Consider the following 26970-nt stretch of genomic DNA (forward strand, 5'->3'; position numbering starts at 1 on the left):
CCGGGACATGGCCCCCGAACAGGGGTTCCCCGGGGGTCGCAGACGCATGACAACGCACCATCCTGACCCGTGCCCGCTGGATCCTCCTTCCGTCCCGTTCCCTTCCGAAACGAAAGACGGCGCATGCCTCACAGATCCGACCCCGTGGTTTCGGTGGTCATCCCGTGCCACAACTACGCCCGCTATCTGCCCCAGGCAGTGTCCAGCGTCCTCGCCCAGACGTTCCGCGACTGGGAACTCGTCATCGTCGACGACGGCAGTACCGACGACACCGCCGAGGTGACCCAGGGCCTGATCGCCCGCCACCCCGACCGGAGCATCAGACTGCTCCAACAGGCCAACGCCGGGGTCTCCGCCGCGCGCAATGCCGGAATCGAGGCCAGTGCCGGCCGCTACATCCTTCCCCTGGACGCCGACGACGTGATCGCGGCCACGATGCTGGGGAAGACCGTCGCGGTACTGGACGGCGATCCCGGCATCACCATCGCATCGACCGATGTGTTCACCTTCACCGACGACGATCTGCCCCCGCAGGTGATGCCCCTGCCCGCCTACAGCAGAGAGTTGCTGCTCCAGCGACTGATCATGTTCTACTGCTCGCTGTACCGCCGTGAAGCCTGGCAGACCGTGAGCGGGTACGACGAGAGCATGCGGGCTGGAGAAGACTGGGACTTCTGGATCGGCTGCGCCGAGCACGGCTTCGACGCCTACCACATCCATGAGCCGCTCTTCGGGGCGCGCAACAAGGACACCGGACTGCACCTGGAAGCCGCCGAGAACGACCTGGCCATCCGGGCGCGGATCGTGGCCAACCACCCGGGCCTGTTCAAGCCGATCACTCGTGGCTGGGCACACGCCGTACTCGGCCAGGACGCGGAAGCCTGCCTGCGGGACGAACACGTGCCCGACGACATCCTCACCCGGGCCACCGAGATGGACCAGTTCCTTGCCGCGGTCATGGCCCTGCAGCGGACCACGCGGGTGCAGTACTACCACATCCGGCGGCTGGAAAAGGCGCTGGCCGCCCAGAACGGAACCGCCGAACCGCCCACCCAGGAGGCCGAACCCGCGCCGACGGCTTCCGCCGTGTGACGCGGTACCCCTCTCCCCTGAATCGTCGTCAACGCCGCCGTCCCTGTACCGGAGGCGCCCTGGGGACCCATCCACCGATCGCAGACCTGCCGGACGCCGGGACTGTCGGATGCCTCGCAGCGCACGCTGGGTCCTCGGCTGGCTGCTGGCGGTGGCCGCGTGCAGCCAGGTCGTGGGGTGGCTGCTGGTCGCGGCCGCTTCACCCAAGCTGGCCAGCCATGTCGGTGCGGTTCTGCTGCTGCTCACCCCGGTCGGTGCGGTGGCGCTGGGCGCGGTCGTACTGGGCGAGCGCCCCAGCCCGCTGCAACTGGTGGGCTGCGTGCTGATCCTGGTCAGCGCGTACGTCACCACGGCCCGGGGCGTCACGTCGGCCGACGGACAGGGTGGCAGGCGGAAGCCGAGGCGGGCGCGGTGAACACGGTGTCGAGCCTGCCCTAGCCAGACAGGTCCAGGGAGTTCGCCAGGAAGCGTCACGTCACAACACGGGGAATCCACACGAAGCAAGCTGTATCTCCGTAGATCACCGAACTCCGTCGGTGTCCCACAACGGGCCGGTCGAGGAGGGCCCGGGCGCTGTCAGGGCGAGCAGACAGATCGCTGCCGACGCGGGCGGTCGGGATCAGATGAATCGTGATCCCTGCTCGCGCCGTTGCGGCCTGCTACGCCTTGCGCGTGGCGTGGGGCCGAACAACCGCGTCGCAGCCGCCCCCAACCGGCGCCGGGCCTGTTCCATCGAGACATGGAAACCGCACCACCGGCCCTGCGCACCCGCTTCACTGAACTCGTCGGCTGCACGGTGCCCGTCCAACTGGCCGGCATGGGCTGGGTCAGTGGCGTCGACCTCGCCGCCGCGGTCTCCGAGGCCGGCGGACTCGGCATGGTCGCCTTCCCCACGGCGACACCCGAGATCCTCACCGGGCTGCTGGAGGAGGTGCGGCAACGGACCACCCGCCCGGTGGGGATCAATTTCATCCTTCCGCTGCTCCAGGACGACGCGTGCATCGACATCGCCGCGCAGCGGATGTCCGTCGTCGAATTCTTCTGGGCGCCCCCGTCCCCCCGTCTGGTCGCCCGGGTCCAGGCGGGCGGGGCGCTGACCGCGTGGCAGGTCGGCTCGGTCGAGGAGGCACGGGAGGCGGCATACGCGGGGTGCGACTTCGTCGTCGTCCAGGGAGCGGAGGCGGGCGGGCACGTCCGCGGATCCCAGGCCCTGCTGCCACTGGTCAGCGAAGTGACTGAGCACGTCGACATCCCTGTCGTCGCAGCCGGTGGCATCGCCACCGGCAGATCCGTCGCCGCCGTTCTCGCCGCCGGCGCCGACGGGGCCCGTATCGGGACACGGTTCGTCGCCACGACCGAAACCGACGCGCACCCGGAGTATCAGCAAGCCCTGATCCGGGCCACCTCCGCCGACACCGTACTGACCACCCAGTTCTCGGTCATGTGGCCTGACGCACCGCACCGGGTTCTGTCGGGCTCGGTCGAGCGGGCGCGCGCCCTCGACACCGACATCGCAGGCGAGGCGGTGCTGGCCGGTGCCCCCGTATCCGTCCCCGCATCCAGTCCTGTCTGCCCGACGCGGACGACCACCGGGCACGTGGACGCAATGCCGCACTACGCAGGCCAGGCAGTCGGCGCCATCACCAGGATCGAACCCGCCGCAGAGGTCATGCGCCGGCTCACCGCCGACGCGATCACACACCTGCACGAGGCATCCGCCGGCCGGAATCCCCACTGACAACACACCCGAGAGCCCGACGAGATCCCGGCAGCCGAGATCGCGCCCGGTCACTGCCGCAGGGCGTATCTCTCAGCTCTCTGCCGCTGGGTGGTGGCGCCGGTAGTGGCGGGCGACGAGCACGCGGTTGCCGCACGCTGGGGAGCACCATTCCCGGCGCGCGTGGTTCTTGATGAAGAAGAGCACACAGTTCGGAGCCAGACAGGGGCGCAGGCGATCCCGGTCCGGCCCGGTGAAGAGTTCGACGGCCTGGTGCGCGATGAGCTGAACGGCGAGATCCGCGGGCGTCCCGGAGCCCCTGTAGGCGCGTGACGGTTGTCCGTCAGCCGGCCAGACGAGCTCGGGCCACGCTCGAGTGAGAGTGTTGAGCGTGGTGATCGCCTCCGGCCGCGCCAGTTCCGGCGCCGTAGCCGGAGGGCGCGGATCCTCGGTCGCCTCCGCTGCCAGCCGTCGCAGCGCGTCACGCAGCGTGCGCAGCGTTCCGGCCATCGGGCGCACCACGTTCTCATCGAGCTCGTCCGCACTGATCTCGGCCTCGGCCCCGAGCCGGCCGGCCACCGCGCGCAGCCAGGCCGCGGCGCCGGCGTCGCTGTCGAGGGCGTCATGGGTGCGGCCACGGTCGACCAGGACGGTGTTCATCAGCTCGACCGGCAGCGGTTCCCCCAGGAGCGGCGCGCTTGTGGGCACTTGCTCGGTCATCATGCCACCCACGATACCACTGACTAATGGATGGACGGCAGGCCATGCATTTGACAGTCGGGGAATTGCGCGTCATGCTCCTAATGTCAAACAGATGACCCAACCATTAGAGGTTGGGTCCATGCCACCGCAAGGAGCCCGTAATGTCGACGCTGCCCCAGATCAACCCCGCAGAGGCCACCGGCGAGGCCGCCGCCCTGCTCTCCGATCTCAAGAAGAGCATCGGCTCCGTCCCGAACATGGCCAAGGCGATGGCAAACAGCCCTGCCCTGCTCAAGGGGTGGATGGGCCTGTCCGGCGCGCTCGCCGGCGGAGTGCTGGACCCCGCCGTCCGCGAACGCATCGCACTGGCGACCGCCGAGTACAACCGCTGCACCTACTGCCTGTCCGCCCACACCCTCCGGGCCAAGAACCTCACCAAGCTCGAAGGTGACGAAATCGAACGTGCCCGCCACGCAGAGTCGTCCGACCCGCACGCGGCCGCCGTGCTCGCCCTCTCCGACGCCATCGCCCGAGGCCGCGGCACCATTGATGAGGCCACGCTCAAGACCGCCCGCGCCGCCGGTGTCACGGACGCCGAGATCGCCGAGGTCGTCGGCAACCTCGCCCTGAACATCCTGACGAACTACTTCAACATCGTTGCCGACACCGACAACGAATACCCCCTCGTCACGCCGCACCAGCACGCCTGACACCCCAGCCGTGCGGGGCGGCCCCTGTCCTGCCCATGGACGCCCCGCACGCCCCACCTCGCGGCCCTGGCTCCGCAGTCCCCGGAAATCGGTGGCCCAGGCCGCGCTCGCCCAAGCCTCAGATCGAGAAGGCGACAGCCACGCAGCGCCGTCACCCCTCTGCACGCCTGAAAGTGACAACCCTTGATCGGCTCAAAAGACTGGCGTTCCAGCCCCAGGGCCTCGGAGCCAGAGGGCCAAGGCGTTTGACGGCGTAACAGGGAGCGATACATGGCGCGCAGAGCACATCATCGGCTCCGCATCACGGGCGTGGCAGGAGTCATGGCTGTGGGCCTGATCGCTTGCCAGGCCGAACCCGGCTCTCCCCATGCACAGATGGCGCGCGCAGGCGCACACGTACCGTTCGCCCAGGCGATGGACCAGAGCATGCAGGCCATGATGAAAGCCATGGCCGAGTCCTCCATGACCGGTGATCCCGATCAAGACTTCGCGGCGATGATGGTGCCCCATCACGAGGGAGCCATCGCCATGGCCAAGGCGGTCCTCGAACACGGCAAGGACCCCGTCCTGCGGCGGTTGGCACAGGAGATCATCGTCACCCAGCAGCAAGAGATCCAGGTGCTGAAGGGCCGGCTGTCGACGCAACCCGCGGCCCCTCGGAACGCGTCCCTCCCCGTGCCCGGGGCGGGGAAGGAGGAACACCGGCCGCCCGCAGGATCGGCCGGTCCGGTGATCCCGATATCCAGCCAGGACCGGGTGTATACCTCGGACCAGACGTCCAACACCGTCTCCGTGATCGACCCCGCCGCCAATCGCCTTCTCGGGGTGATCCGCCTGGGCGACCCGGTGCCTGGTTCGCTCAGCCCGCTGTACAAGAACCAACTGCTGGTGCACGGCGGCGGCTTCTCCCCCGATCACCGGACGCTGGCCACCGTCTCCATCGGCTCAAACTCGGTCACCCTCATCGACACCGCCACCACCAAGGTCAAGGGCGTCGTGTACATCGGCCGGTCGCCGCACGAGGCGTTCTTCACGCCCGACGGCAAGGAGTTGTGGGCCACCGTGCGCGGCGAGAACTACGTCTCGGTGATCGACCCCGTGCGGATGCGGGAGAAACGTCGTGTCACGACCGCCAACGGACCGGGCATGGTGTTGTTCCGCCCGGACGGCAAGTACGCCTTCGTGCCCTCGAGCTTCACCCCCGAGGTCGACGTCGTCGACACCAAGACCTACCGTGTCGTGGCCCGGGTGCCGCAGGCCAGCCCCTTCTCGCCGAACCTGGCGGTGAGCCGGGACGGCACCGAGGTGTGGTTCACCCTCAAGGACAGCGGCAAGACCCAGATCATGACCGCCCGGCCGCCGTTCCGCATCCTTTCCACGATCGACAGCGGGCCCATCACCAACCACGTCGCACTCGTCGACAACAGCGCCGGCAAGTTCGCCTACGTGACGGTGGGCGGCGAGAACGTCATCAAGGTCTACCGGCGCGGCCGCACCCCGTCCCTGGCGGCCACCATCCCCACGGGCCACCTACCGCACGGGATCTGGGGCTCCGGTGACGGCACACGCGTCTACGTCGGACTCGAGAACCAGGACGCGGTCGTGGCCGTCGACACCCTCCAGAACAAGGTGATCGCCACCATCCCGGTGGGCCAGCAGCCACAGCAGTTGCTCTATGTACCGCGCGCCGTCCCGGAGGGCACGGGCACCGCCAACCTTCAGCCGCTCGCGGTCGCCGGCAAGGCCGGCCACCTCACACTGGCCACACCGAAGGGCAGCAGCGAGCACGTCCACGCCACGGTCTCGGTCAACGCGCTCGGTGCCTTGGACCTCCTGCAAGTCGCGACCACCGGCCTCAAACCCGGCAAGAACTACACACTGTGGCTCACCGAGCGGCGCACCGCCCCCTTCGGCCACAAGCAGGCGCTCACCATGTTCACCGCCAACGCCGCGGGCGCACAGGTCAGCCAGGCCATCGGACTCCTCCGCGAAGTACTCACCCCACCGAAGCCCTCGAACTCGGCACCAGACCAGCGCTACCTGATCATCACGCCTGCGGGCAGCGCCAACGCCGTAGCCACTCAGGACCGGTACCAGCCCATGCCACCTCCGGAGAAACCGTCCCCGCAACCAGCCCCGGCCGCGGGCGGCACGTAGGTCTGACCTACCGGGTGGAGACGCTCCCAACCGGTGGAGAACCATCAAGCCACCCCTACGCCCATGGGACAGCGGTCACTCGACGACGCCCGCTGATCCCTCGGGCACGCTCGGCCCAGAGTGGCTGGATGGCGGCCAGGTGAGGGCGGGGGCCGCCGCAGCACGTACCAACGTCGAGAAAGTCAGCGACACTGAGCGCGCCCTCACAGCCATTCCAGGTGGCGACGCCATAGCCTCCGACTCGTCCGGCGCGGGCAGCCACAAGTGATCAAGCGCACACCACCGCTGGGCGCCGCTCAGGCACAGAGCCACAGGCTTCCCGTACGGCCTCGACAGTCCCCATATGAACGATAAAAATGAGGACTCCAGCGTGGGCGAGGGAGAGAACGTGACAGCCGGTTTCCGCGATGTACGGTCGCTTGCGCAGTCCGTGACCATTTCGGACGTCGCGGAGGCGGCAGGCGTCTCTCGGCAGACGGTCTCCAACGTGCTCAACGCACCGGACCGCGTCCGCGCCGAGACACGGGAGCGGGTCACCCAGGCCATCGCCGACCTCGGCTACCACCCCAACCATATGGCGCGCTCCCTGCGGGCGAGTTCACCCCGCATGATCGGTTGCCGCATCCTGCCGGTGCACGCGGAAACGGTGGCCGCCATCCAGGACCGCTTCCTGCACGCGCTCGCCGAGTCGGGGCAGGAGTGCGACCACCATGTGCTGCTCTTCACGGCTGCGGATGTCGCCGCGGAGACAGAGCGGTGCACAGCCCTTTGGCGCGCAGGCGCCGTGAGCGGTGTGGTGCTCTACGACATGACGCCGGACGATCCCCGACCGGGACGGCTCAGGGCTGCCGGTGTGCCGTTCACGGCCTTCGGGCGTACGGCGGCCGACACGGAGCACTACAGCTGGGCCGACGTCGACAACGCGGCGGGGACAGCCTCGGCCGTCGACCACCTGGTCGCCGCCGGTCACCGACGCATCGGCTTCCTGGGCTGGCCCGAGGGGTCCAGCGTCGGCGATGCGCGCGCACACGGCTGGCTGATGGCCATGGACCGGCACGGTCTGCTGGCCGGGAGCCACCGACTCGACGTACGGGGCGACGACACGACCTCGAGTGGTACCAGGCTGATGACGAAACTCCTGGACAAGCCCGGCCCACCGACCGCCGTCGTCGCAGCGACCGACACGCTCGCGGTGGGGGCGCTCCACGCGGTGCGCGACCACGGCCTGCATCCCGGTCGGGACATCGCTGTGGTGGGCTTCGACGATTCTCCTGCGGCTACGGCGCTCGAGCTGTCGAGCGTTCGTCAGCCGATCGAGGAGGTGGGCCGGCTGGTCATGGCGGAGGTGCTGCGGCTGACCGGCCGGAGCCCCGGTGCGGACGTCGAACCGCCCGCGAAGCCTCTGCACCAGCTCCTGGCACCCGAGTTGGTCGTCCGCGCGAGCTCCGCGCCGGTACAGGCCCCGCCGCCGCCCATCGATTCGGCCCAGCCGATTCGTCTGTAGCGGCCCGATGTGTGCGGCGGCACGCCCTCAACCGTGCGGCGCAGGCGTCCGCGTGGCGACGGTGACCTCTCCCCCAGCCGGTACGTGCCGCACCGTACCCGCCGTCTCCACCGGGAGCGGCTCACCCGTGTGGAGCCGCACGGTCGTACCATCCTGTCGGATGTCCACGTCGAAGACACGGCCCCGCCAGCGGAGCCGCTGCAGGGTGACACCTTCCAGCGAACCGGGCAGAATCGGGGCGACGACGACCCGGTCGGCGCGCCAGCGCAGCCCCGAGTAGCCGTACAGGAACTCCTGCAGGAAGCCGCCGTGCCCGGTCAGGAACGTGAAGGCACCCCCGGTGCGGGCCTCGGCGAACTGCTCGAAGGGCGGTCTGACGAACGGCTCGACACTGCGCCGGGTGTACTCGAATGCCGCCTTGGCGTCGCCTAGTTCGGCGTGGGCGATGGAGTGGACCGAGTCCGTCATCGACGGCCCGTCCTCGTGGGTACGGGACGCGTAGTACTCCAGGTCGGCACGCGTGACCTCGGGGGGCTGCGGGTTCTCCCACGGGTAGGTGAGCATCACCACGTCGGCCTGCTTGATCACTTGGCCCTGGTACCCGGCGAACTCCGGGTGGATTTGCCGTACCTCGTCGAACGGGACGACGATGCAGTCCGCGACCTCGGCCCATCGCGGGTCGGCGCTCTCGCCGAGGGCCTCGGCGGCGCGGGCAGCGAAACGCAGGGATTCCCGGGCGGCGACGTTCGTGTAGACGGAGTCGTCATGCGGTCCCATGGCGTACTCGTCCGGCGGGATCACGCCGTTGATGTGGCAACGTCCCTCGGCGTCGGTGGTGACGCGGCTCGCCCAGAAGTCCGCGACGGCGCTCAGCACGGGCAGTCCCGCGGAGCGCAGCCACTGCTTGTCGCCGGTCGCGAGCCAGTACTGCCAGAAGGCCAGAGCCACATCGGCGCTGATGTGCTGTTCGAGGCGGCCGAAGGGCGCCCACGCAGGAGTGTCCTCGTCACCGGTGAGTCCGCTCTCCCAGGGGAAGCGAGCGCCTCGGTGGCCCCCGGCGGCCGCGGCGGCACGGGCCGCGCCGAGCCGGGCCACCCGGTAGTCGAGAACGCTTCGCGCGATCTGCGGATGCTGGGCGAGCAAGCCGGGCCAGATCCAGGTCTCGGTGTCCCAGAAGACGTGGCCGTTGTAGCCGTCACTGGACAGTCCGGAGGGCGACGGTGACCACGGCGAGTCCTCGTGCACGCTCGTGAGGAGATAGAACTTCGCGGCCCGTACGCGGCGTTGCAGCAGGGCATCGCCGCGGATAACGATATCGCTCTCCCATTCGCGTTGCCAGACGCGCCGGTTGTCGTCGGCAAGCCGTGTGTGTCCCTCGCGGGCGGCCTGCTCGGCGTGGGCCCGGGCTGTGCTCAGCGGCTCGTCCGTGGTGTGGGAGGTGACCACGGACACGTACTTGGTGAACGTCAGAGGGCGTCCCGGGGAGGTGCGGACACGGATCGTCTGCGCCGCGGTGCCGTCCGGCTCCGGGACGGGCTCGACGTGGCCAGGTCCGTCCAGGACGGAGACGAGCGCGGCCGTGACGCCACTGCCCTCGGCCTCCACAAGCGTCCAGATCTGCCCGTGGCCCCCGCCCCGCCCCGCGGTCCGGACGCGCAGTGCGGCACGCTCGTCCAGCGCGTCGGTGACGACGAGCTCGCCCTCCCAGTGCGGCGTGACCGTCACGCTCACGACGGCCACGTACGGCCGAGACCGATCAGTGAACACCTCGTAGCGCACGTCGGTGATCCGGCCCGCCGGTGAGGTCCATCGGGCGTCCGTGGTGATGGCCCCGGTACGCAGGTCGAGGCACTGTCGATACCGCTCGATGCCGCGCGCCGCCCCGGCGCGCGGGCTGCTCACCGGGGCCCAGTCGTCGCCGGCCGGCCACTCGCCCTCGGCGGGTGCACTCTCGCGCGCGCCGGGTGGGCTGGTGAATGCGGAGTTGAACGAACCGCTGCCGTCGCTCACATCGAGCGTGGACCACGCGGGCAGGGACGCCTTTCGGGACCATGTGCCGTCCCGACCGGTGTAGAAGCCTGCGACGTGGAACTGGGTGCGGACGGGAGCCTCTGCGAAGCCGTTGCCGGCTGCCGGGACGCGTGCGGCGAAACGGCCGTTGCCGGTGAAGGTGGGGTGATAGTCGACGAGCGCGGCTACGTGAGGGTCCCCGGGGCCGGAGCCCCGGTGAGCATCGTCCGTGGCCAGCACCCATGCGTCGGCAGCCGGGGCGGGACGGTCGCTGGTCTGGGCGGTCAATTACTTCAGCCCTCCCGCGGTGAGGCCGTCGACGATCCGCCGCTGGAAGAACAGCACGGCCACGACGAGCGGCAAGGTCACCACGACCCCGGCGGCCATCTGCGTGCCGAACGGCTGGTCGTACTTGTACTGCCCGGTGAAGAGCGAAAGGATCACGTTGGCCGTCATCATGTGACGGTCATTCACCACGCTGACGGCGGTGAGGAATTCGTTCCAGGCGCTGATGAAGACGAGGATGGCCGTGGTGAACACGCCCGGCGCGGCAAGCGGAAGCACGACCTTGCGAAATGCCTGCGCCGGTGTGCATCCGTCGACCTGCGCGGCCTTCTCCAGCTCGGCCGGCATCTGACGGAAGAACGCGGTGAGGTTCCACACGGCCAGCGGCAGGGCGAAGCTCATGCTCGGGACGATCATCGCCTGGTAGGTGTTGATCCAGCCGACGTCCGTGAAGAGCCGGAGCAGCGGGACCACCAGGATGATCGGCGGGAACATCGACGCCGCGATGATCAGTGTCAGGATCAGCGTCTTGCCGCGGAATTGCAGTCGGGCCAGGGCGTATCCGGCGAAGATGCCGACGACCAGAGTGACGGCGGTGGTGATTCCGGCGACGACGAGGCTGTTGACGAGGGCCCGGCCGAACCCGTTGTGCGGATCGAAAGCCGCCGTGTAGTTGTCGATGGAGGCCGGGGCGGGCAGGGGTGCGTTCGAGAACTGGTCGGCCGGCCTGCGCAGGCTGGAGACCGCCATCCAGTAGAACGGCGCGATGCAGTACGCGACGACGGCGGCGATGCCGAGCCGCCGGGCCCAGGCCCCGGTCCGCCTCCTTCCCGTCGCCCCGCGCCGTGGCAGTCGTGTGAGAGACAGCGTGCTCATGACTCACTCCTGGTGCCCCGGCCGAGCAGATCGGCGCCGAACAGCTTGACGAACGCGAGGGCGACGATGGCGATGTAGACGAACAGGACGGTCGCGTACGCGGCGGCCGAGCCGAAGCGCAGATTGGTCATCTCGTTGAAGGCGGACATCGACAGCGTCTCGACCGAGTGCTTGCGTGGCCCCACCAGGACGTACGGCAGGTCGAACATGCGCAGTACGTCCAGGAGGCGGAACAGGACGGCGACCACGAGGGCCGGGCGGACCAGGGGCAGGGTGATCCGCCAGAAGACACGCCACGACGAGGCGCCGTCGACACGTGCAGCCTCGTACAACTCGCCGGGGATGATCTGCAGTCCGGCGAGGACGAGCAGACCGATGAACGGTGCGGTCTTCCAGGTGTCGGCGATGACCACGGAGAGCCAGGCGTGGAACCCGTCGCTGTTCCACAGCACTTGGCTGCCCAGGAGTTGGTTGGCGACTCCCTGACTGTTGAAGATCCACTTCCAGAGGATTCCGGAGATCGCGGTGGGGATGGCCCAGGGCACGAGGACGGCGGCGCGGACGAGCGCGCGACCGCGGAAGGCACGGTGCATCACCAGCGCCATGAACACGCCGATGACGACTTCGAGGGTGACCGAGGCCAGGGCGAACGATGTGGTGTTCCACCAGGGGCGCAGCAGCCGGTCGTCCGAGAAGACAGTGGCGTAGTTGCCGGTTCCGTAGTGGGAGGTGTTCGCCACGAAACCGGTACGTGGATCAATGCCCTCGGTGGACACCTGGAAGGACAGCCGAAGAGCGGCCACCACGGGGTAGCCGATGACCAGGGCGAGGACCAGAAGCGTCGGCGAGAGCAGGGCCGCTGCCAGGCGGCCGGTCCCGGCGCGGCGCGAGGTGCGCTCGGGCCGGGACGCCGGGGCCGTGCGCCCCGGCGTCGAGGTGATCACGGACACGAGCGGACCCGCCTACTTCTCGGCGATCGCCGCGGAGAGCTGCTTCTGCATGTCGGCGAGGGCCGTGTCGACGGGCGTCGAGCCGCTCAGCGCGGCCGAGGCGCTCTCCTGGATGGCGGCGGTGGCGTCGCCGTAGTGCACCACGACAGGCCGGGGTGTCGCCGTGGCCAGGGACTGCTTCAGCGTGTCCAGGTACGGGAACTGCTTGCGCAGCGCCGGGTCGTCGTAGAGGTCGGTGTACGGCGGGGCCGCCGAGGTGACCTTCAGGTTGGTGCGGGCGTTCTCCTCGTTGGAGAAGAACTTGATGAAGTCGAGCGCGGTCGCCTTGTGCTTGGCGAACTTGCTGATCGCGAGGTCGAGTCCGCCGAGGCTCGACTTGCCGGGCCCGTCGAGACCCGGCAGCGTGGCGACGCCGAACTTACCCCCCACCTTGCTGGAGCCGTCCTTGGCGTTGGCAAGCGTCCACTGGTACGGCCACTGCCGGTGGAAGAGCAGGTTGCCCGCCTGGAAGGCGCGCCGGCCGTCCTCCTCCTCGTAGGTGGCGGCCTGCTTGGGGATGGTGCCGTCCTTAAAGCCGTCGACGAGGAACTGCAGTCCCTTCTTGGCGGCGTCGGTGTCGACCGTCGCCTTGCCGTTGGCATCGACGACGCTGCCGCCCGCCGAGGCCACGGCTTCGGAGAAGTTGACGGTGAGGCCCTCGTACTTGTCGAACTGACCGGCGTAGCAGCCGATGCCCTTGCCCTCGGGAAGCTGACGGACCTTCGCGCAGTCCTGCTTCATCTCGGCCCAGGTGGTCGGCGGCTGAGCGTTGATCTTGCCGAGCAGGTCCTGCGGTAGAAGAGCAGACCGGCGTTGGTGTTGAACGGGATCGCGTACTGCTTGCCGAAGTAGTTCCCGGTCTTCACGACCGCGGGGATCATCTTGTCGAGGGGGAATTCCTTGGCGGGCAGCTCGTCGATCCACTGGTTGGCCGCGAACTCGGCGACCCAGATCGGGTCGAGGTTGAGCACGGAGTAGGCGTCCGACTTGGTCTGGGCGTTCTGGATGAACTGCTGGCGCTGTTGGTCCGCGCTCTCCGGCAGTTCGACGAGGGTGACCTTCTCGCTGGGGTGCTGCTTGTTCCAGCGGTCCAGCTGGCTTTGCAGAGTGCCGGTGGTGTCCTTGCCGGTGGCGAGCGTGATCGGGCCGCGGTCGTTGGACTTCTCCGGCCCGCCCTTGGAGTCAGAGGAGCCCGAGTCGCTGCATCCGGCGAGCACCGACGCGCACACCATCGCGGCCGTCGCCATCGCGGCCAGTCGCCGCGGCCTCGCTCCCCCAGATCCCGGGGGTGTCTGTCCCGCACCCAACACCATCCGCAACGAACTCACCGTGCTTTCCTCGCTGTTCACCGACGGGTCGCTGAGCGCACCACAACACGGCTCCCGTCGGCGACTCATCGACGACCGAAACCCGGATTTGATCGTTCAAGATGGTCTCGCGAGAGTGTCCCGTCAACCCCCTGGAGCGGAAAGTTCCCACTCCAACTGACCTGTCTACGCTCGGTCATGGCCCGTGTGGACCATTCCACCCGCTTCCGCCGTCTCATGAAAATTTGATCGTTCATATACGACTTCTGCGCCCGATTACGGCGAGGAGCACCACCACAGGGCGCCGGAACAGGCCTCGAGGGCCCGCGCTACTTCGACTGGGCCCGGGTCCAGACCGGCCACGACGCCACCACCACTAGCTCATCCGTCGCAACGGACCACCGGCGAACTCGCCTTCCACCTGTGCTGGTCACCCACGCCGACTACGGCTACGATCACGCCAACTACCGTCGTGAGGTCCACGAATCTGAGCATCAGCCCCGTGATCGCCCACCGTGGCACCGAGCACGGCACCGGAATCGGCACCCGCCGCTGGGTCGTCGAAGCCACCCTCCGCGCTCCTGCACGGGTTCCGCCGGGAATCCCGCGCCGACATCTGCCAAGCCTTCCGCACCCTCGGCTACGCCAACGACTGCCGTCGACGCCTCAAGACCCGACTTCACCCCGGAATGTGATCAGGCCCTGGACGCCGCTGGCTCCGCCCAGGCCGTCTGACACGGCTGCAGGAGGGGCGCGACCTCGTAGCGGTCACGGTCTGCGTGATCGCGATCGTGTCAGCCGGTCATGGTGGCGAAAGGGCCGCCGTCGCCGAACGCGAGTCGCGCGAAGTTCTCGGCGATCCGGCGGTGTCCTGCGGGATCGGGGTGTACTTCGTCGGGCAGCGGGAATTCGGCGTAGTCCGCCTCGCCGTAAAGGTCACGGCCGTCGAGATGGTGCAGATTCGGGTCGTCAGCGGCCCGCTGTTCGACGATCCCGGCGAGTTCGTGGCGGATGACGTTGAGCGTCAGGCGCCCCGCGGCGCGCTCGGCTGGATCGCCCGTGGCCTTGAAGCGCAAGGTCCCGCCGTCGAAGTCGGGCGCAAGGGGGCCGGGGGTGTCCTCCTGGATCGGGCACAGGACGGGGGACACGACCAGTAGGGGCGTGGTCAGATGCCCCTCGCGGATGGTGTCGAGGAAGCCGTGGACAGCGGGGATGAAGGCGCGTAGGCGCATCGCGTCGGTGTTGACGACATTGATGCCGACCTTGAGGCTGATCAGGTCCGCGGGGGTGTCCCGCATCGCACGGGCGGTGAACGGGTCGAGCAGCGCGCTGCCGCCGAACCCCAGGTTGACCAGCTCCACTCCGCCCTGGGCTGCGGCCAGGGCCGGCCAGATGGCGGTCGGGTGGGCTGCGTTGGAGCCGTGGCTGATGGAACTGCCATGGTGCAGCCACACCCGGCGTCCGGTGTCCGGCGCCGCCTCGACCGGGGCGTCGGTGCGCAGGGCGATCAGCTCGGTGATCTCCGTATGCGGAAGCCAGATCTCGACGCCCTTGTCACCCGTCGGCAGATCGGTGAATCGGGCGGTGCCGACGGGTCCCTCGTGCAGTTCGACGGACTGGGCGGTCAGGTCGATCATCCGCACGTTACCGCCGGTCACCGTGGCCTGGGCGGCGAGACTGCCATCGACCAGCAGGTCGTAGACGCCGTCCGCCGGGGCCGGGAGACCTCGGTAGACCCGCTTGGTGGGCAGCGTGTCCAGTTCGATGGTGGTGGCCCGGGTGCGGAAGGCCAACCGCACGCCGGACGGCTGGGCCTCGGCCATGGCCAGTTGATCGTCGGGGATCTGCCGACGCGCTCGAGCGGGCAGCCGATGCGGCAGCAGGCCGTGGGCCGTCGGCTCCACGTCGAGGAAGCCGCGCAGAATGTCCGCGGTGACAGGTGTGGTGATCCAGTCGTGCTCAGTGCTCATTGCCTCGGCCTGTTGATCAAAATTTCGGGATTGTTCGAATGCGCCGGTGCACGACGCGGCGGATCGCCCCCGGTGGGGCGGCCCTGCCAATCAAGGAGTAGTCCGGTTCCGCAGCAGGACGTCGAGGGAATCCAAGATCCAGGCCCAGGACTCCTGCGAGTCGACGGCGGTGTGGCTGAAGCCTCCGGCCATCTCCAGGCTGACGTAGCCATGGAAGACGCTGCCCAGCATCCGGACCGCGTGCGTCTGGTCCGGCTCCGTCAGGTCGTACCCGCGCAGGATCGCCCGCGTCATCTGTGCGTGCCGAACGCCGGCACTGGCGGCCGCCGTCTCGGGGTCGAGCCGAAGTCGGGCGGCGTCGTAGCGGCCGGGGTGCTCGCGGGCGTAGTCGCGGTAGGCGTCCGCGAAGGCGGCCAGGGCGTCCTTGCCGGCACGCCCGGCCAGGGCGGCGGCGACCCGGTCGGCCAGTTCCTCCAGCGCGAACAGGGCGATCCCGGTCTTGAGGTCCTGGGAGTTCTTCAGATGCGAGTACAGACTCGCGACCTTGACGTCGAACCGCCGGGCGAGCGCCGAGACCGTCACCTGGTCGAAGCCGACCTCGTCGGCCAGCTCCGCCCCCGCCCGGGTCAGACGCTCCACGGTCAGCCCTGCTCGAACCATAACCTTCCTCCTATCCAACGACAACCATTATGCATTTGCCTAAAGCTTTTAGGCAAATTAGCCTGCCACTCATGAAGCCGCTGACTGAGCAAGAGATCCGTACCGCGTTCGTGAACTGCACGAAGGGCGAGGCGAAACGCCTGTCCCTCCCCCGCGACCTGGACGAGCGCCCCTGGGACGACCTGGACTTCCTCGGCTGGCGTGACCCCCAGGCGCCCGACCGCGCCTACCTCGCCACCTCGCTGGAGGGCCGCCCGGTGGCACTCGCCCTCCGCTGCCCGAGCCCTGCCTCCTGGCAGATGCGGCGCAGCATGTGCTCGATGTGCCTGACCACCCACACCGGAGGCGTCTCGCTGATGGTGGCCCCGAAGGCCGGCAAGGCCGGACAGCAGGGCAACTCCGTGGGCGCCTACATATGCAGCGACCTCGCCTGCCCGCTGTACGTGCGCGGCAAGAAGGACGCCGGCGCCGGCGCGCGGCTCCACGAGTCGCTCACCCCGGAGGAGAAGATCCACCGGACCGTCGCGAACCTCACCGCGTTCATCGCCAAGGTCACCACATGAAGCATCCAGCCACGCACGCCACACCTGCTACCTCGACCGTCGGCCACGGTGCGCCCACATCGCCCACGCGGTCATCATCAAGGCCGCCGGCATGGGCGTACGTCCCCGAGCGGGGCGACGAACACCGGCCTGCTCAATGACCTTCAGAGATCAGCCGGGAAGGTATGCCCCTCACGTGCCTCCGAGCTCAATTCACACGTCTTGAGCAAGGCTCGTCCCATGCAGCGGCTGTAGGCATCCGACAGGGCGTCATGCGATCGGACATGCATCCGCTGAAGAGACCTGGAGGTCGCTCCCGCTGTCGCCCTTGCCGTGCAGCCCTCTCGACCTTCGTCAGCTCAGTGGCGCCCGTGCCGGGTGGACGGCCACCGGTAGATCGACGTCAAGGCCCGTGTGCTTGCCGTACGTGATCGGTGACAGTGTCGGCGTCCAGTAATAGCTGATCGATGAGGCGTCGGCGGTTGTGGAGAACGCCTCGGCGGAGTGGGAGACCGCGTGCATATGTGACGCGACGGCAACGTCACCCGCCGCGGGGCATAGGCGGCGGGACCGTTTCGATGTGAGGGAGACAGCATCTATAGATTTTCTAGTCATCTGTTGTCATCTCTGGTCGTCTATCTTTGGCCGGGTGAAGCTTTCGGAGTGGGCGCGTCAGCAGGGTGTGAGCTACCAGACGGCTTGGCGTTGGGTGAAGGACGGGAAGATGCCCGTTCCTGTCCGTCAGGCGCCGTCGGGGACGTGGCTGGTCGACGAGCCCGCTGCCCGGCTGTCCGGGCGTGTAGTGGCGTACTGCCGTGTGTCGTCCGCCGACCAGGAGGCGGATCTGGATCGGCAGGCTGCCCGCGTCGTGGCCGGTGCGAACCAGCAGGGTCTGGCCGTGGCCGAGGTCGTGAGGGAGGTGGGGTCCGGGCTGGACGGGCGGCGCCGCAAGCTGCACCGGCTCCTGGCGGATACCAGCGCGGCCGTGATCGTGGTCGAGCATCGCGACCGCCTCGCTCGGTTCGGCGTCGAGCACCTGGAAGCCGCCCTGTCGGCGTCCGGCCGGCAGCTACTCGTCCTCGAGGCTTCCGAGACCACCGAGGACCTGGTGCGCGACATCACCGAGGTGCTGACCTGGATGTGCGCGCCCCTGTACGGGCGCCGGGCGGCGAAGAACCGTGCTGAACGCGCGGTGGCCGTGGCGGTGGGCGAGGCCGGCGAGTGAAGAAGTTCCAGCCGCAGCCCGGTTTCGTGGTGCAGGCGTTCCGATTCGCGCTGGATGCGAACGCCGCCCAACAGGCCGCGCTGGTCTCGCACTGCGGCGCGGCGCGTGCCGCGTACAACTGGGCGGTGGGCTGGGTGAGCGCCTCGTGGTGGCAGCGCAAGGCCGAGGAGACCTACGGCGTGCCCGAGGCCGGGCTGACGCAGTGGCGGCCCTGGTCGCTTCCCGCCCTGCGGAAGGCGTTCAACACCGCCAAGCACACCGACCCTAGGTTCGCCGGGTGGTGGGAGGAGAACTCCAAAGAGGCGTACAACACCGGCCTGGCCAACGCCTCGGTGGCGTTCGACAACTACGCCAAGTCCAAGCAGGGCAAGCGGCGCGGCAAGAAGGTCCAGATGCCCCGGTTCAAGTCGAAGCGGAAGGCGGTCTGGCGTGCCGATTCACCACCGGCACGATCCGTGTCGAGGGCGATGGCAGGCATGTGACGCTGCCGCGGCTGGGCACAATCCGCACCCACGAGCCCACGCACAAGCTCCTGACTCGCGTGCAGGCCGGGACCGCCCGGATCCTGTCGGCGACCGCGCGGCACGAGCGTGGCCGGTGGTTCGTCGCCTTCCAGGTGGAGGTGAAGCGGGACATCCAGCGCGTGGCCCGCCCGGACGCGGCAGCCGGTGTCGATCTTGGAGTGAAGACGCTCGCCGTGATGGCCGACAGCCACGGAGAGATCCGCACCGTCCCCAACCCTCGGCACCTCGATGCCGCGCTGAAGCGCCTGCGCCGGGCATCCCGCGTCGTCTCCCGCCGCCGCGGCCCCGACCGGCGTACCGGACAGAAGGCGTCCAGGCGGTGGGAGAAGGCCAACGCGGCCCGCAACCGGGTACACCACCGGGTGGCGAACCTGCGTGCCTACGCCCTGCACAAGCTCACCACCGCCGTGGCCGCCGAGTACGGCACCGTCGTGGTCGAAGACCTCAACGTCGCCGGCATGCTCCGCAACCGGCACCTCGCCCGCCACATCGCCGACGCCGGATTCGGCGAGATCCGACGTCAGCTCACCTACAAAACCCGCCGGGACGGCTGCCGCATCGTGGCCGCCGACCGCTGGTTCCCCTCTTCCAAGACCTGTTCCGGCTGCGGCGCGGTGAAAGCCAAGCTGCCGCTGCACGTCCGGACCTACCAATGCGATGTCTGCGGCCTGGTCCTCGACCGGGACGAGAACGCGGCCCGCAATCTCGCCGCCCTCGCGGCAGCAGCAACTGGTACCGGAGTGGCCGGAGACCAGGACGCCCCTCGGGTGTCGAAGCCTCGTGGAGCCGACCACAAGACCCGCACCACCCGCCGCAGCCGCAAGGCCGGGGCGGGCAGGTGGCGCACCCCTGCCGCACCAGCGGCAGAAGGAAGCGAGAGACCGTACTCACGCCGAAGCTCTCACGCTTTGGTGATGTGACGGACCTTCCGGGCAGGAATGCCCGGAAGGCCGAGACCTGACTACGGTCTCGGCAACGGTAATCATGCACACGCGTATCCGTCTCGCCGCGCCGGCGGCTCAGGCCGCTTCGGCCGACGTCGCGGCCAACGACACCACGATCTCCAACGTGGTGGTCAACGGCGGCAAGCCCATCGTCCTCGGTTCCAGCGCCAAGGCGACGGTGACGGTCAAGATGACCGTCAGCGACCCGAGCGGCATCAGCGACGCCCGCGGCATCCTCTACCACGGTCAGGACGTCAACCACGACGACTGGGGAGTCGTGCTGCCCATCTGCGGCAAGCACCTCCAGGCCACCTGCACCTGCTCTCTGACCGACACCGTCGACGCCATCAAGAACGCCCACGCAGGCACCTGGAAGATGTGGGCCTACGCCAACGGCATCGACGGCGACTACATACAGCAGGACCCCGCCAAGACCTTCAAGGTGCTGCGTGCCGCCCATCTGTCGGCCAACGCGGCGCCGGAGCCGGCGAAGAAGGGCGCGACCATCACGGTCACCGGGTCCCTGACCGTGGCTAACTGGGAGACGCACAAGTACGGCGGCTACCGAAGCCAGAAGGTCGCCCTGCAGTTCCGCAAGGCCGGCACGAAGAACTACGTGAACGTCAAGGGCATCACGTCCAGTAGCACGGGCTCGCTCAAGACCACCGCCAAGGCGGCGTCGGACGGCTACTGGCGCTTCACCTACGCCGGTTCGCCCGCCGCCGCTCCGGTCACCTCGGCCGGCGACTACGTCGACGTCAGGTAGCGAGCAGGCGGTCTCCCGGGCGGACGCCTCAGGCCTCCGCCCGGGACACCCCGCGTCACGACGCAGACAGCCAGGCGACGCTTGACGAGCATGACCCCCCGGGCAAGTAGGGAGGCAACTCCCGCGATGGCAAACGCGCCAAGACGCCCTCAAAAGCGGACTCCGGCAGCCGTTTGATCCGCTGCTGCAGTAGCCCGCTTTCACCGGTCAATGTGTCTGCACCTCTTTGTGCTGGCCACAGCCCGGAGGCGCGCAGGTCACTCGCTGCCGGGCGAGCGCGGGTGCGCCATGCGGGAGAGCCAGGTCGTGAGCAATGCTTCGAGCGCCTCGGCCTCCGCCGGCTTCAGTAGATCCAGCAAGTGGCGTTCGTTGTGCATGTGGTCGGTGAACGCCTGGTCGATCAGTTCGCGTCCGGCTCTGGTGAGGCCGACGATCCGGCCGCGCTGGTCGTCGTCGGAGCGGCGGCGGGTGACGAGTCCGGCTTGCTCCAGGCGGTCGATTCTCTTGGTCATCGCGCCGGTGGTGACCATGGTGTGCACGGCGAGCTCGCCAGGTGCCCGTTCGTAGGGCTCGCCGGCGCGGCGGAGCGCGCACAGGACGTCGAACTCTCCCTCGCTGAGACCGTAGCGGCCGTATACGCGGACGAGTTCTTCGGTGAGCCGGCCGGCCAGGCGGTGCAGTCGGCCGATCACTCCCTGCGGGGAGACGTCGACGTCGGGCCGTTCACGGCGCCAGTCGGCCTGGATGCGGGCCACATGGTCCAGCGGATGTTCCATGGACTCCATCATAGCTTCCACGGAAGCTATATTAGCTTCCGTGGAAGCTAATATGCGTTGGGTGGTACTGACCGCGATTGCGCCGGTGGCCTGGGGGGCCAACTACTTCGTCACCCATGAGTTCTTGCCGGCGGACCACCCGCTGTACGGGGCCGCTCTGCGGGCGCTGCCCGCCGGCCTCCTCCTGCTGGCCCTGTGCAGGCAGCGGCCACGCGGCGCGTGGTGGTGGCGATCGGCCGTACTCGGGCTGCTCAACGTGAGCGTGTTCTTCGTCCTCGTCTACTTCGCCTCCCAGCTGCTGCCGACGAGCGTCGCCTCGACCTTCATGGCGGTGTCCCCGTTGACGATGATGCTCATGGCCTGGCCCCTGGTGTCCGAGCGACCCCGGAGTGCCCACCTGGCAGGCGCCGCGATCGGGATTGCCGGGGTATGCCTCATGCTGCTCACGGGATCAGCGGGGGCAAGCCTGCCGGGAGTCTTCGCCGCGGCCACCGCCATGCTGGTGTCATCCTTCGGCCACATCCTCACCAAGCGCTGGGGTGCCGGTGCTGATGTGCTCGCCTCGACCGCCTGGCAGCTCACCGCCGGAGGGCTGTTCCTGCTTCCGGTCGCCGCGGCCGTGGAGGGCGCGCCGCCCGCGCTCTCCACACCGGCACTCCTCGCCTTCGGCTACGTCTCCCTTGTCGCGACCGCGCTGGCCTTCGTCGCCTGGTTCACGGGGCTGCGGCACCTGCCTGCGGGGACCGTGGGTCTGATCGGACTGCTCAACCCCGTCACGGGCGTGCTGCTTGGCACAGCGGTCGCCGCAGAGGTCCTGACGGTTCAGCAACTGTGCGGACTGGTCCTCGTCCTGGTCGGAGTCATCCTTGGCCGGTCCACGCGCGCAGGCCGACATGGCAGAAGCCAGGCACCCGCTCGTCCTGACCCTGCCGAGCATCCCGTGCCAGAGTCCTCTCCGTGTAATCTCCGGTGAAGACGCTGGGACTGCCTGGGGCCGTCGATGCCATGACCCTCCATCGACACCCCGCGTGCCCCGATTGCTCCGTGCAGGCCGGCCGCAGGTGCGTTGCGGCAGGGCCGACGTCGGTGTGAACGTCGTCGCTGTCGGCAGCGCCCCTGGGAATACGGCTCTGTCCCCGAGCAGTTGAGTCAATGGCCCGGTCGATGTGTGGCCATCCGGGGCGTGACGGTCCAAGGCTTGTCCGACTGAGGAAGCACGGTGATCACGCAATGAAAGCGGTGCGGTTCCACGAGTACGGCGGGATCGATGTGCTGCGGGTGGAGGACGTGGAGCGGCCGTCGCCCGGCCCCGGACAGGTGCTGGTCGAGGTCCGCGCGGCCGGGATCCAGCCCGGCGAGGTGATGATCCGCAACGGCGCGCGGCACGACCGCTGGCCGGCGACGTTCCCCTCCGGGCAGGGCAGCGATCTGGCCGGCGTCGTGGTGGAGGTGGGCCCGCAGACGCGCGGCTTCGCGGTGGGCGACGAGGTCCTGGGCTTCACCCACAACAGAGCGAGCCACGCGGAGTTCGTCGTCGTCGATGACGTGAACGTGGTCTCCCGTCCGGAGGGGCTGTCCTGGGACGTGGCCGGATCGTTGTACGTGGCCGGCACGACCGCATACGCCACCGTGTTCGCAGTGGACCCCGGACCGGCCGACACCGTCGTGGTGTCCGGTGCGGGGGGCGGCGTCGGGTCGCTCGCCGTGCAGCTCGCGCGGAGGCGCGGCGCGACGGTGATCGGGCTGGCGAGCCGGCGAAACCACGCCTGGCTGACGGATCACGGCGTTGTCCCGGTCGAGTACGGGGAAGGCGCCGCCCAACGGATCCGAGAGGCCGCAGGCGGAAAAGTCGACGCGTTCATCGACACATTCGGCGACGGTTACGTGGAGCTGGCAGTGGAGTTGGGCGTGCGGCCCGAGCGGATCAACACGATCCGCGATTGGCAGGCCGCGGCCAAGTTCGGTGCGCGGACCTACGGAGAAGGCGCGGCGGCGTGCGCCGTCGTGGTCGGCGAGCTCGCCCGGCTCGCGGCGCGCGGCGAGCTTGAGGTGCCGATCGCCCGAACCTACCCGCTGGAGCAAGTGCAGGACGCCTTCCGCGAGTTGGAGCGGCGACACACCCACGGCAAGATCGTGCTTCGGCCGTAGCCCGGACTGTCCGAGGCGACCGTCGAGCAGGCACGCCCCACCATCAACACAGTGTCGCCGCTGGCGGCCAGACAACTCGCCCGTTCTTGGCCGCCAGTTGGCTATGCTCAGCGCCCCAAACCTACGCCGCGCCCGCACCGGCAACGAGGGCGGCCGCGGCCTGTTCCTGGTCCCTCAGCTCACATCACGCTGGGGCACCCGCTACAACCGCGACGGCAAACGACCTGGGCCGAGCAGCAGGCCAGGATCTCCCCGGTCGACGTGACTGACCGTGGTCACCAGATCTGCCGGACCCGCCGGACACGACACCACCGTTTCGACGTCCGGCGGCGGCTCAGAGCAGGGCGTCCAGGGTGATCGGCAGCTCGTGGAAGCGCTTTCCGGTGGCGTGGTAGACGGCGTTGGCGATCGCGGCTGCGATGCCGACCAGGCCGACTTCGCCGACGCCCTTGGTGCCGGTGGTGGTGCCGCGGTCGGGCTCGCCGACGAAGACGACGTCCAGTTCCGAGATGTCGGCGTTGACCGCGACGAGGTAGTCGGCGAACGTGCCGTTGGCGATGCGGCCGGTGCGCGGGTCGGTGACGGTGTCCTCGTACAGGGCCATGCCGATGCCGCCGACCGTCCCGCCGATGATCTGGCTTCTCGCCGTCTTCTCGTTGAGGATGCGGCCGCCGTCGATCGCGGAGACCACCCGTGCGACCCGGATGAGGCCGAGATCGGGGTCTACGCGGACCTCCACGAACTTCGCGCCGTACGCCCCGGCGAGGGACATGCCCAGCTCGGTGGGGACCGGCGGGGTACTGTTCCCGCCGGCCGCCAGTTCGGACAGCCCGTGCCGTGCGAGGATGTCGGCGTACGGCTCCCCGCGATCCGGACGGCCCGCGGGGTGGACCCTCCCGTCCGTGCACTCCACGTCGTCGGGGGACGCGCCGTACAGGGGCGAGTCGGCGTCTCCGCAGGCAAGTTGGGCGAACGAGCGCACCAGCCGACGGCAGGCGTCGTGTACGGCGTTGCCCAGTGCGCCGGTCAGGCCGGAGCCGCCCGCCATCGTCGAGTTGGGCATGTCGGAGTCGCCCAGGTCGAAGCGGACCTGGTCCAGGGGCAGTCCCAGTTCGTCCGCGGCCAGTTGGGCCATCACGGTGTAGGTGCCGGTGCCGATGTCGGTCGCCGCGCTCCGCACCAGCGCGCTGCCGTCGCTGTTGACGGTGGCCTGCGCGGCACAGGGCTGTGCGAAATAGGGGAAGAGCGCACTCGCCATGCCGTAGCCGACGAGCCAGTTGCCGTCACGCATGGAGCGCGGCTCGGGGTTCCGGTCGGACCAGCCGAATCGCCGCGCGCCGACTTCGTAGCACTCCAGGAGCGCCTTGCTGGACCAGGGCAGCCCGTTGCGTGGATCGGTGTCGCAGTGGTTGCGCCGCCGCAGCTCCAAGGGGTCCATGCGCAGGGTGTAGGACAGCTCGTCGAGTGCCGACTCCAGGGCGAAGTTGCCCTGTGCCTCGGCCGGGGCGCGCATCGACGTGGGAACGGCGATGTTGATCCGGGCCTGTCGGTCCTGGGTGATCACGTTCGGGCACTGGTAGGCGAAGGCGGTTGCCGCGGTGAAGGGCTCGTAGTCGTTGTCCTCCATGCTCAGGGAGCTGAGGCTGCGGTGGTCGATGGCGACGAGTTCGCCGGCGCGGGTCATCCCGACACCGAGCCACTGCACGCCGCTGGGGCGGTGCCCGACGGAGTTGAACATCTGCGGGCGGGTCAGGACCAGCTTGACCGGGCGGTTGAGCACCCGGGCGGCCATGACCGTCAGGATCACGTGCGGCCACACGCGCAGCCCGGAGCCGAAGCCCCCGCCGACGTAGGGCACCAGGACCCGCACCGAGCTCTCCGGGATGCCGAAGACCATGGCGAGGGTGGTGCGCACCATCGAGGGCCACTGGCTGGTGTCATGGACGGTGAGGGTGTCGCCCTCCCACACGGCCAGGGTGGCGAACAGCCCGAGCGGGTTGTTGGTGTTGTCGGCCGTGGTGTAGGTGGCCCGGAAGGTCACCTCGGCCGACTCCAGCGCTGCGGCGGTGTCGCCGCGCGAGGTGTCCATCTCCCACGGGTCGACGACCTGTTCGGCCCGCGGGTCCTGGAGGTCCAGTAGCGGGTCCGTGACTTCGTAGTCGGCCCGCACCAGGCGCGCCGCGGCGGCGGCCTGCTCCGGAGTCTCGGCCACCACGAAGGCGATGTGCTGCCCGTGGTGGACGATCCGGTCGTTCCGCAGCGGCGCCGGAGGCGACGCCCCGAGGACCGTCACGGGACCCGTCCCGACCTTGGGGGCGTTCTCGTGGGTGAGGACGGTGATCACGCCGGGGGCGCTTTCGGCAGCGTCGGTGTGCATGCGGACGATCCGGCCCGCGGCGACGGTGCTCTGCACCAGGGCACCGTAGGCCTGGCCGGGGACGCTGAAGTCCATCGGGTACGGGGCGGTGCCGGTGACTTTGCGCGGGCCGTCGACCCGGTTGATGCCGGCGCCGACGAGCGGCCTGCTTTCGACGGTGCTCATACGGTCACTCCTGAGACGGTCTGCAGCTCTCGCACCAGAGTGCGCCGGGCGAGCGGAACCTTGAACGCCGTTCCGGGGACGGTCCAGGCGTCGCGCATGGTCGCCTCGGCCGCGTCCAGGAAGGTGGCCGTCGTGGCGGACGCGCCGGTCAGCACGTGCTCGGCCTCGTAGGCCCGCCAGGGCTTCGTCCCCACTCCGCCCAGGCCGACCCGGGCCTGACGGATCGTGCCGTCCTCCACGACGAGCAGCACCGCGGCCGAGGTGAGCGCGAACTCGTACGATGCCCGGTCGCGGACCTTGAGGTAGCCCGACCGGGCGGCCGGCGGCGGCAGCGGGATCTCGACCTCGGTGATCAGCTCGGCGTGCTCCAGGACGTTCTCGCGCTGGGGGCTCTCGTCGGCCGTCAGGTAGAACTCCGTCAGCGGCACGCTGCGGGCCTTCGACGGCCCCTGGATGTGCACGACCGCGTCGAGCGCCACCAGGGCGACGGCGAGGTCGGATGCGTGCAGCGCGATACACCGCTCGCTCGCGCCGAGCACGGCGTGCATACGTGCCGCGCCCTGCACCGCGGCGCACCCGGATCCCGGCGTACGTTTGTTGCACTCGCCGACCGTGGGGTCCCGGAAGTAGCGACAGCGCGTGCGCTGCAGCAGGTTGCCGCCGATGGTGGCCATGTTCCGCAGCTGCACCGATGCGCCCAGCAGAAGGGCCTCGCGCACCATGGGCAGGTGCTCGGTCACCGTGGCGTCGGCGGCCAGTTCCTCCATGGTGGCCAGGGCTCCCACGTGGAGGGCCTCGCGGCGTCGTTCGATGCCGTGCAGCGGGAGCCGGGTGATGTCGATCAGTCGCGGTGGCTCCAGGACCCCGTCCTTCATCAGGTCGAGCTGTGTCGTACCGCCTGCGAGGCAGGATGCCGCCGGCTCCTCCTCCAGCAATCGCACTGCCTCGCGGGTGTCGGTGGCACGGACGTAGTCAAAGGCGCGCATCGTGACCTCCCCGGGAGGCCGCCTCGCGGATCGCCGCCACGATGTTGGGATAGGCACCGCACCGGCACAGATTTCCGCTCATGTACTCGCGGATCTCCTCGTCCGAGCCGGTCCGGCCCTCGGCCAGGAGCGCCACCGCGGACATGATCTGCCCCGGCGTACAGAAGCCGCACTGGAAGGCGTCGTGCTCCATGAACGCCTGCTGTACCGGGTGCGGGCCGTCGGCCTCGGCGATGCCCTCGATGGTGGTGATCTCCCGGCCCTCCGCCTGCGCCGCCAGCGTCAGGCAGGCCAGCACCCTCCGGCCGTCCAGATGGACGGTGCATGCGCCGCAGGCACCCTGGTCGCAGCCCTTCTTCGTGCCTACGAGGCCCAGCCGGTCACGCAGGGCGTCCAGCAAGGTGACTCGCGTGTCCATACGCAGGGCGTACGACCGTCCGTTCACTGTCAGTGTCACGACCCGCTCCGGGGCCGCAGGCCGCTCGCTCACGTCCCGCCTGCTCGCCACGTCCGTCATCGCGTCCTCCTCGGGACGGGT

The 26970-nt window shown here is 69.2% G+C and carries 25 protein-coding genes; 13 read left to right on the forward strand and 12 right to left on the reverse strand.

Going from position 1 to position 26970, the window contains the following annotated elements; translation table 11 throughout:
• Positions 1–123 precede the first annotated feature (123 nt).
• From ACQEXA_RS04825 to ACQEXA_RS04835, 3 genes are all read left to right on the forward strand, one after another.
• Positions 124–1092 carry a glycosyltransferase family 2 protein gene (locus tag ACQEXA_RS04825; RefSeq protein ID WP_432936909.1) on the forward strand — a complete coding sequence of 323 codons (969 nt, stop codon included), beginning with the start codon at positions 124–126 and terminating at the stop codon, positions 1090–1092.
• Positions 1093–1201: 109 nt separating this feature from the next.
• A complete protein-coding gene (locus ACQEXA_RS04830; RefSeq protein ID WP_432936907.1) occupies positions 1202–1507 on the forward strand; it encodes an EamA family transporter in 306 nt (101 codons plus the stop codon).
• A 324-nt stretch (positions 1508–1831) separates the two neighbouring features.
• On the forward strand, positions 1832–2830 hold the full coding sequence (locus tag ACQEXA_RS04835; RefSeq protein ID WP_433128798.1) for an NAD(P)H-dependent flavin oxidoreductase: 999 nt from the start codon (positions 1832–1834) through the stop codon (positions 2828–2830).
• Between the two features lie 72 nt (positions 2831–2902).
• Here the strand turns inward: ACQEXA_RS04835 and ACQEXA_RS04840 are convergent, their stop codons facing one another.
• A complete protein-coding gene (locus tag ACQEXA_RS04840; RefSeq protein ID WP_432936902.1) occupies positions 2903–3532 on the reverse strand; it encodes a CGNR zinc finger domain-containing protein in 630 nt (209 codons plus the stop codon).
• Between the two features lie 140 nt (positions 3533–3672).
• On the opposite strand from ACQEXA_RS04840, the gene ACQEXA_RS04845 reads away from it, so the two are divergent.
• The 3 genes from ACQEXA_RS04845 (at position 3673) to ACQEXA_RS04855 (ending at position 7882) form a co-directional block, all read left to right on the forward strand.
• Positions 3673–4221 carry a carboxymuconolactone decarboxylase family protein gene (locus tag ACQEXA_RS04845; protein WP_432936900.1) on the forward strand — a complete coding sequence of 183 codons (549 nt, stop codon included), beginning with the start codon at positions 3673–3675 and terminating at the stop codon, positions 4219–4221.
• Between the two features lie 375 nt (positions 4222–4596).
• A complete protein-coding gene (locus ACQEXA_RS04850) occupies positions 4597–6378 on the forward strand; it encodes a DUF305 domain-containing protein (RefSeq protein WP_433134452.1) in 1782 nt (593 codons plus the stop codon).
• 343 nt (positions 6379–6721) lie between these two features.
• Positions 6722–7882, forward strand: coding sequence for a LacI family DNA-binding transcriptional regulator (locus ACQEXA_RS04855; RefSeq protein WP_432936896.1), 1161 nt, complete (start codon positions 6722–6724; stop codon positions 7880–7882).
• Between the two features lie 27 nt (positions 7883–7909).
• Here the strand turns inward: ACQEXA_RS04855 and ACQEXA_RS04860 are convergent, their stop codons facing one another.
• From ACQEXA_RS04860 to ACQEXA_RS04890, 7 genes are all read right to left on the reverse strand, one after another.
• Positions 7910–10180 carry a glycosyl hydrolase family 65 protein gene (locus ACQEXA_RS04860; RefSeq protein ID WP_433128800.1) on the reverse strand — a complete coding sequence of 757 codons (2271 nt, stop codon included), beginning with the start codon at positions 10178–10180 and terminating at the stop codon, positions 7910–7912.
• Positions 10181–11053 (reverse strand): carbohydrate ABC transporter permease, encoded by an 873-nt coding sequence (locus ACQEXA_RS04865; RefSeq protein WP_432936892.1) that lies wholly within the window; start codon positions 11051–11053, stop codon positions 10181–10183.
• Entirely contained in the window at positions 11050–11997 is a 948-nt protein-coding gene (locus tag ACQEXA_RS04870) for a carbohydrate ABC transporter permease (RefSeq protein WP_433128802.1), read from the reverse strand. Before ACQEXA_RS04870 ends, ACQEXA_RS04865 begins: the two co-directional genes overlap by 4 nt.
• A gap of 18 nt (positions 11998–12015) precedes the next feature.
• On the reverse strand, positions 12016–12783 hold the full coding sequence (locus ACQEXA_RS04875) for an extracellular solute-binding protein (protein WP_433128804.1): 768 nt from the start codon (positions 12781–12783) through the stop codon (positions 12016–12018).
• A complete protein-coding gene (locus tag ACQEXA_RS04880) occupies positions 12780–13289 on the reverse strand; it encodes an extracellular solute-binding protein (protein ID WP_432936882.1) in 510 nt (169 codons plus the stop codon). The genes ACQEXA_RS04875 and ACQEXA_RS04880 overlap by 4 nt, the downstream gene beginning before the upstream one ends.
• An 854-nt stretch (positions 13290–14143) precedes the next feature.
• A complete protein-coding gene (locus ACQEXA_RS04885; RefSeq protein WP_433128806.1) occupies positions 14144–15319 on the reverse strand; it encodes a GDSL-type esterase/lipase family protein in 1176 nt (391 codons plus the stop codon).
• Positions 15320–15409: 90 nt separating this feature from the next.
• On the reverse strand, positions 15410–15979 hold the full coding sequence (locus ACQEXA_RS04890) for a TetR/AcrR family transcriptional regulator (protein WP_432936877.1): 570 nt from the start codon (positions 15977–15979) through the stop codon (positions 15410–15412).
• A 71-nt stretch (positions 15980–16050) separates the two neighbouring features.
• On the opposite strand from ACQEXA_RS04890, the gene ACQEXA_RS04895 reads away from it, so the two are divergent.
• The 5 genes from ACQEXA_RS04895 (at position 16051) to ACQEXA_RS04915 (ending at position 19980) form a co-directional block, all read left to right on the forward strand.
• The gene (locus ACQEXA_RS04895) at positions 16051–16542 is read left to right on the forward strand and encodes an FBP domain-containing protein (protein ID WP_432936874.1); all 492 of its coding nucleotides are present in this window, start codon (positions 16051–16053) and stop codon (positions 16540–16542) included.
• Between the two features lie 628 nt (positions 16543–17170).
• Positions 17171–17746: an IS607 family transposase gene (locus ACQEXA_RS04900; protein ID WP_433128808.1), complete on the forward strand. Its 576-nt coding sequence runs from the start codon at positions 17171–17173 to the stop codon at positions 17744–17746.
• Positions 17743–18228 (forward strand): helix-turn-helix domain-containing protein, encoded by a 486-nt coding sequence (locus tag ACQEXA_RS04905; RefSeq protein ID WP_432936869.1) that lies wholly within the window; start codon positions 17743–17745, stop codon positions 18226–18228. The genes ACQEXA_RS04900 and ACQEXA_RS04905 overlap by 4 nt, the downstream gene beginning before the upstream one ends.
• Positions 18225–19190 carry an RNA-guided endonuclease TnpB family protein gene (locus ACQEXA_RS04910; RefSeq protein ID WP_433128810.1) on the forward strand — a complete coding sequence of 322 codons (966 nt, stop codon included), beginning with the start codon at positions 18225–18227 and terminating at the stop codon, positions 19188–19190. Before ACQEXA_RS04905 ends, ACQEXA_RS04910 begins: the two co-directional genes overlap by 4 nt.
• A gap of 64 nt (positions 19191–19254) precedes the next feature.
• Entirely contained in the window at positions 19255–19980 is a 726-nt protein-coding gene (locus ACQEXA_RS04915; RefSeq protein WP_432936865.1) for a calcium-binding protein, read from the forward strand.
• A gap of 257 nt (positions 19981–20237) precedes the next feature.
• Here the strand turns inward: ACQEXA_RS04915 and ACQEXA_RS04920 are convergent, their stop codons facing one another.
• The gene (locus tag ACQEXA_RS04920) at positions 20238–20756 is read right to left on the reverse strand and encodes a MarR family winged helix-turn-helix transcriptional regulator (protein WP_432936863.1); all 519 of its coding nucleotides are present in this window, start codon (positions 20754–20756) and stop codon (positions 20238–20240) included.
• Positions 20757–20808: 52 nt separating this feature from the next.
• Between ACQEXA_RS04920 and ACQEXA_RS04925 the strand changes: the two genes are divergently transcribed.
• Both ACQEXA_RS04925 and ACQEXA_RS04930 read left to right on the forward strand, forming a co-directional pair.
• Positions 20809–21729: an EamA family transporter gene (locus tag ACQEXA_RS04925; RefSeq protein WP_432936861.1), complete on the forward strand. Its 921-nt coding sequence runs from the start codon at positions 20809–20811 to the stop codon at positions 21727–21729.
• Between the two features lie 257 nt (positions 21730–21986).
• Positions 21987–22904: an NADP-dependent oxidoreductase gene (locus ACQEXA_RS04930; protein WP_432936859.1), complete on the forward strand. Its 918-nt coding sequence runs from the start codon at positions 21987–21989 to the stop codon at positions 22902–22904.
• A 334-nt stretch (positions 22905–23238) separates the two neighbouring features.
• Here ACQEXA_RS04930 and ACQEXA_RS04935 read toward each other — a convergent pair whose 3' ends face one another.
• The 3 genes from ACQEXA_RS04935 to ACQEXA_RS04945 are packed head-to-tail and all read right to left on the reverse strand — an operon-like array spanning position 23239 to position 26949.
• Positions 23239–25446 carry a xanthine dehydrogenase family protein molybdopterin-binding subunit gene (locus ACQEXA_RS04935; protein WP_432936857.1) on the reverse strand — a complete coding sequence of 736 codons (2208 nt, stop codon included), beginning with the start codon at positions 25444–25446 and terminating at the stop codon, positions 23239–23241.
• Entirely contained in the window at positions 25443–26432 is a 990-nt protein-coding gene (locus ACQEXA_RS04940) for an FAD binding domain-containing protein (protein ID WP_432936854.1), read from the reverse strand. The genes ACQEXA_RS04935 and ACQEXA_RS04940 overlap by 4 nt, the downstream gene beginning before the upstream one ends.
• Complete coding sequence (locus ACQEXA_RS04945; protein WP_359393663.1) at positions 26419–26949, reverse strand: (2Fe-2S)-binding protein; 531 nt, start codon at positions 26947–26949, stop codon at positions 26419–26421. The genes ACQEXA_RS04940 and ACQEXA_RS04945 overlap by 14 nt, the downstream gene beginning before the upstream one ends.
• Positions 26950–26970 lie beyond the last annotated feature (21 nt).

Source organism: Streptomyces sp. CA-106110 (genome assembly GCF_050936285.1).
In the GTDB taxonomy this organism is placed as follows: domain Bacteria; phylum Actinomycetota; class Actinomycetes; order Streptomycetales; family Streptomycetaceae; genus Streptomyces.

Coding starts and splice junctions, on each gene's coding strand:
- ACQEXA_RS04855 (WP_432936896.1), top strand. CDS start 6,722: ATGAACGATAAAAATGAGGACTCCAGCGTGGGCGAGGGAGAGAACGTG.
- ACQEXA_RS04830 (WP_432936907.1), top strand. CDS start 1,202: ATGCCTCGCAGCGCACGCTGGGTCCTCGGCTGGCTGCTGGCGGTGGCC.
- ACQEXA_RS04865 (WP_432936892.1), bottom strand. CDS start 11,053: ATGAGCACGCTGTCTCTCACACGACTGCCACGGCGCGGGGCGACGGGA.
- ACQEXA_RS04880 (WP_432936882.1), bottom strand. CDS start 13,289: ATGGCGACGGCCGCGATGGTGTGCGCGTCGGTGCTCGCCGGATGCAGC.
- ACQEXA_RS04895 (WP_432936874.1), top strand. CDS start 16,051: ATGAAGCCGCTGACTGAGCAAGAGATCCGTACCGCGTTCGTGAACTGC.
- ACQEXA_RS04925 (WP_432936861.1), top strand. CDS start 20,809: ATGCGTTGGGTGGTACTGACCGCGATTGCGCCGGTGGCCTGGGGGGCC.
- ACQEXA_RS04935 (WP_432936857.1), bottom strand. CDS start 25,446: ATGAGCACCGTCGAAAGCAGGCCGCTCGTCGGCGCCGGCATCAACCGG.
- ACQEXA_RS04885 (WP_433128806.1), bottom strand. CDS start 15,319: ATGAGCACTGAGCACGACTGGATCACCACACCTGTCACCGCGGACATT.
- ACQEXA_RS04930 (WP_432936859.1), top strand. CDS start 21,987: ATGAAAGCGGTGCGGTTCCACGAGTACGGCGGGATCGATGTGCTGCGG.
- ACQEXA_RS04890 (WP_432936877.1), bottom strand. CDS start 15,979: ATGGTTCGAGCAGGGCTGACCGTGGAGCGTCTGACCCGGGCGGGGGCG.
- ACQEXA_RS04920 (WP_432936863.1), bottom strand. CDS start 20,756: ATGGAACATCCGCTGGACCATGTGGCCCGCATCCAGGCCGACTGGCGC.
- ACQEXA_RS04825 (WP_432936909.1), top strand. CDS start 124: ATGCCTCACAGATCCGACCCCGTGGTTTCGGTGGTCATCCCGTGCCAC.
- ACQEXA_RS04945 (WP_359393663.1), bottom strand. CDS start 26,949: ATGACGGACGTGGCGAGCAGGCGGGACGTGAGCGAGCGGCCTGCGGCC.
- ACQEXA_RS04915 (WP_432936865.1), top strand. CDS start 19,255: ATGCACACGCGTATCCGTCTCGCCGCGCCGGCGGCTCAGGCCGCTTCG.
- ACQEXA_RS04835 (WP_433128798.1), top strand. CDS start 1,832: ATGGAAACCGCACCACCGGCCCTGCGCACCCGCTTCACTGAACTCGTC.
- ACQEXA_RS04850 (WP_433134452.1), top strand. CDS start 4,597: ATGGCGCGCGCAGGCGCACACGTACCGTTCGCCCAGGCGATGGACCAG.
- ACQEXA_RS04940 (WP_432936854.1), bottom strand. CDS start 26,432: ATGCGCGCCTTTGACTACGTCCGTGCCACCGACACCCGCGAGGCAGTG.
- ACQEXA_RS04875 (WP_433128804.1), bottom strand. CDS start 12,783: ATGAAGCAGGACTGCGCGAAGGTCCGTCAGCTTCCCGAGGGCAAGGGC.
- ACQEXA_RS04840 (WP_432936902.1), bottom strand. CDS start 3,532: ATGATGACCGAGCAAGTGCCCACAAGCGCGCCGCTCCTGGGGGAACCG.
- ACQEXA_RS04845 (WP_432936900.1), top strand. CDS start 3,673: ATGTCGACGCTGCCCCAGATCAACCCCGCAGAGGCCACCGGCGAGGCC.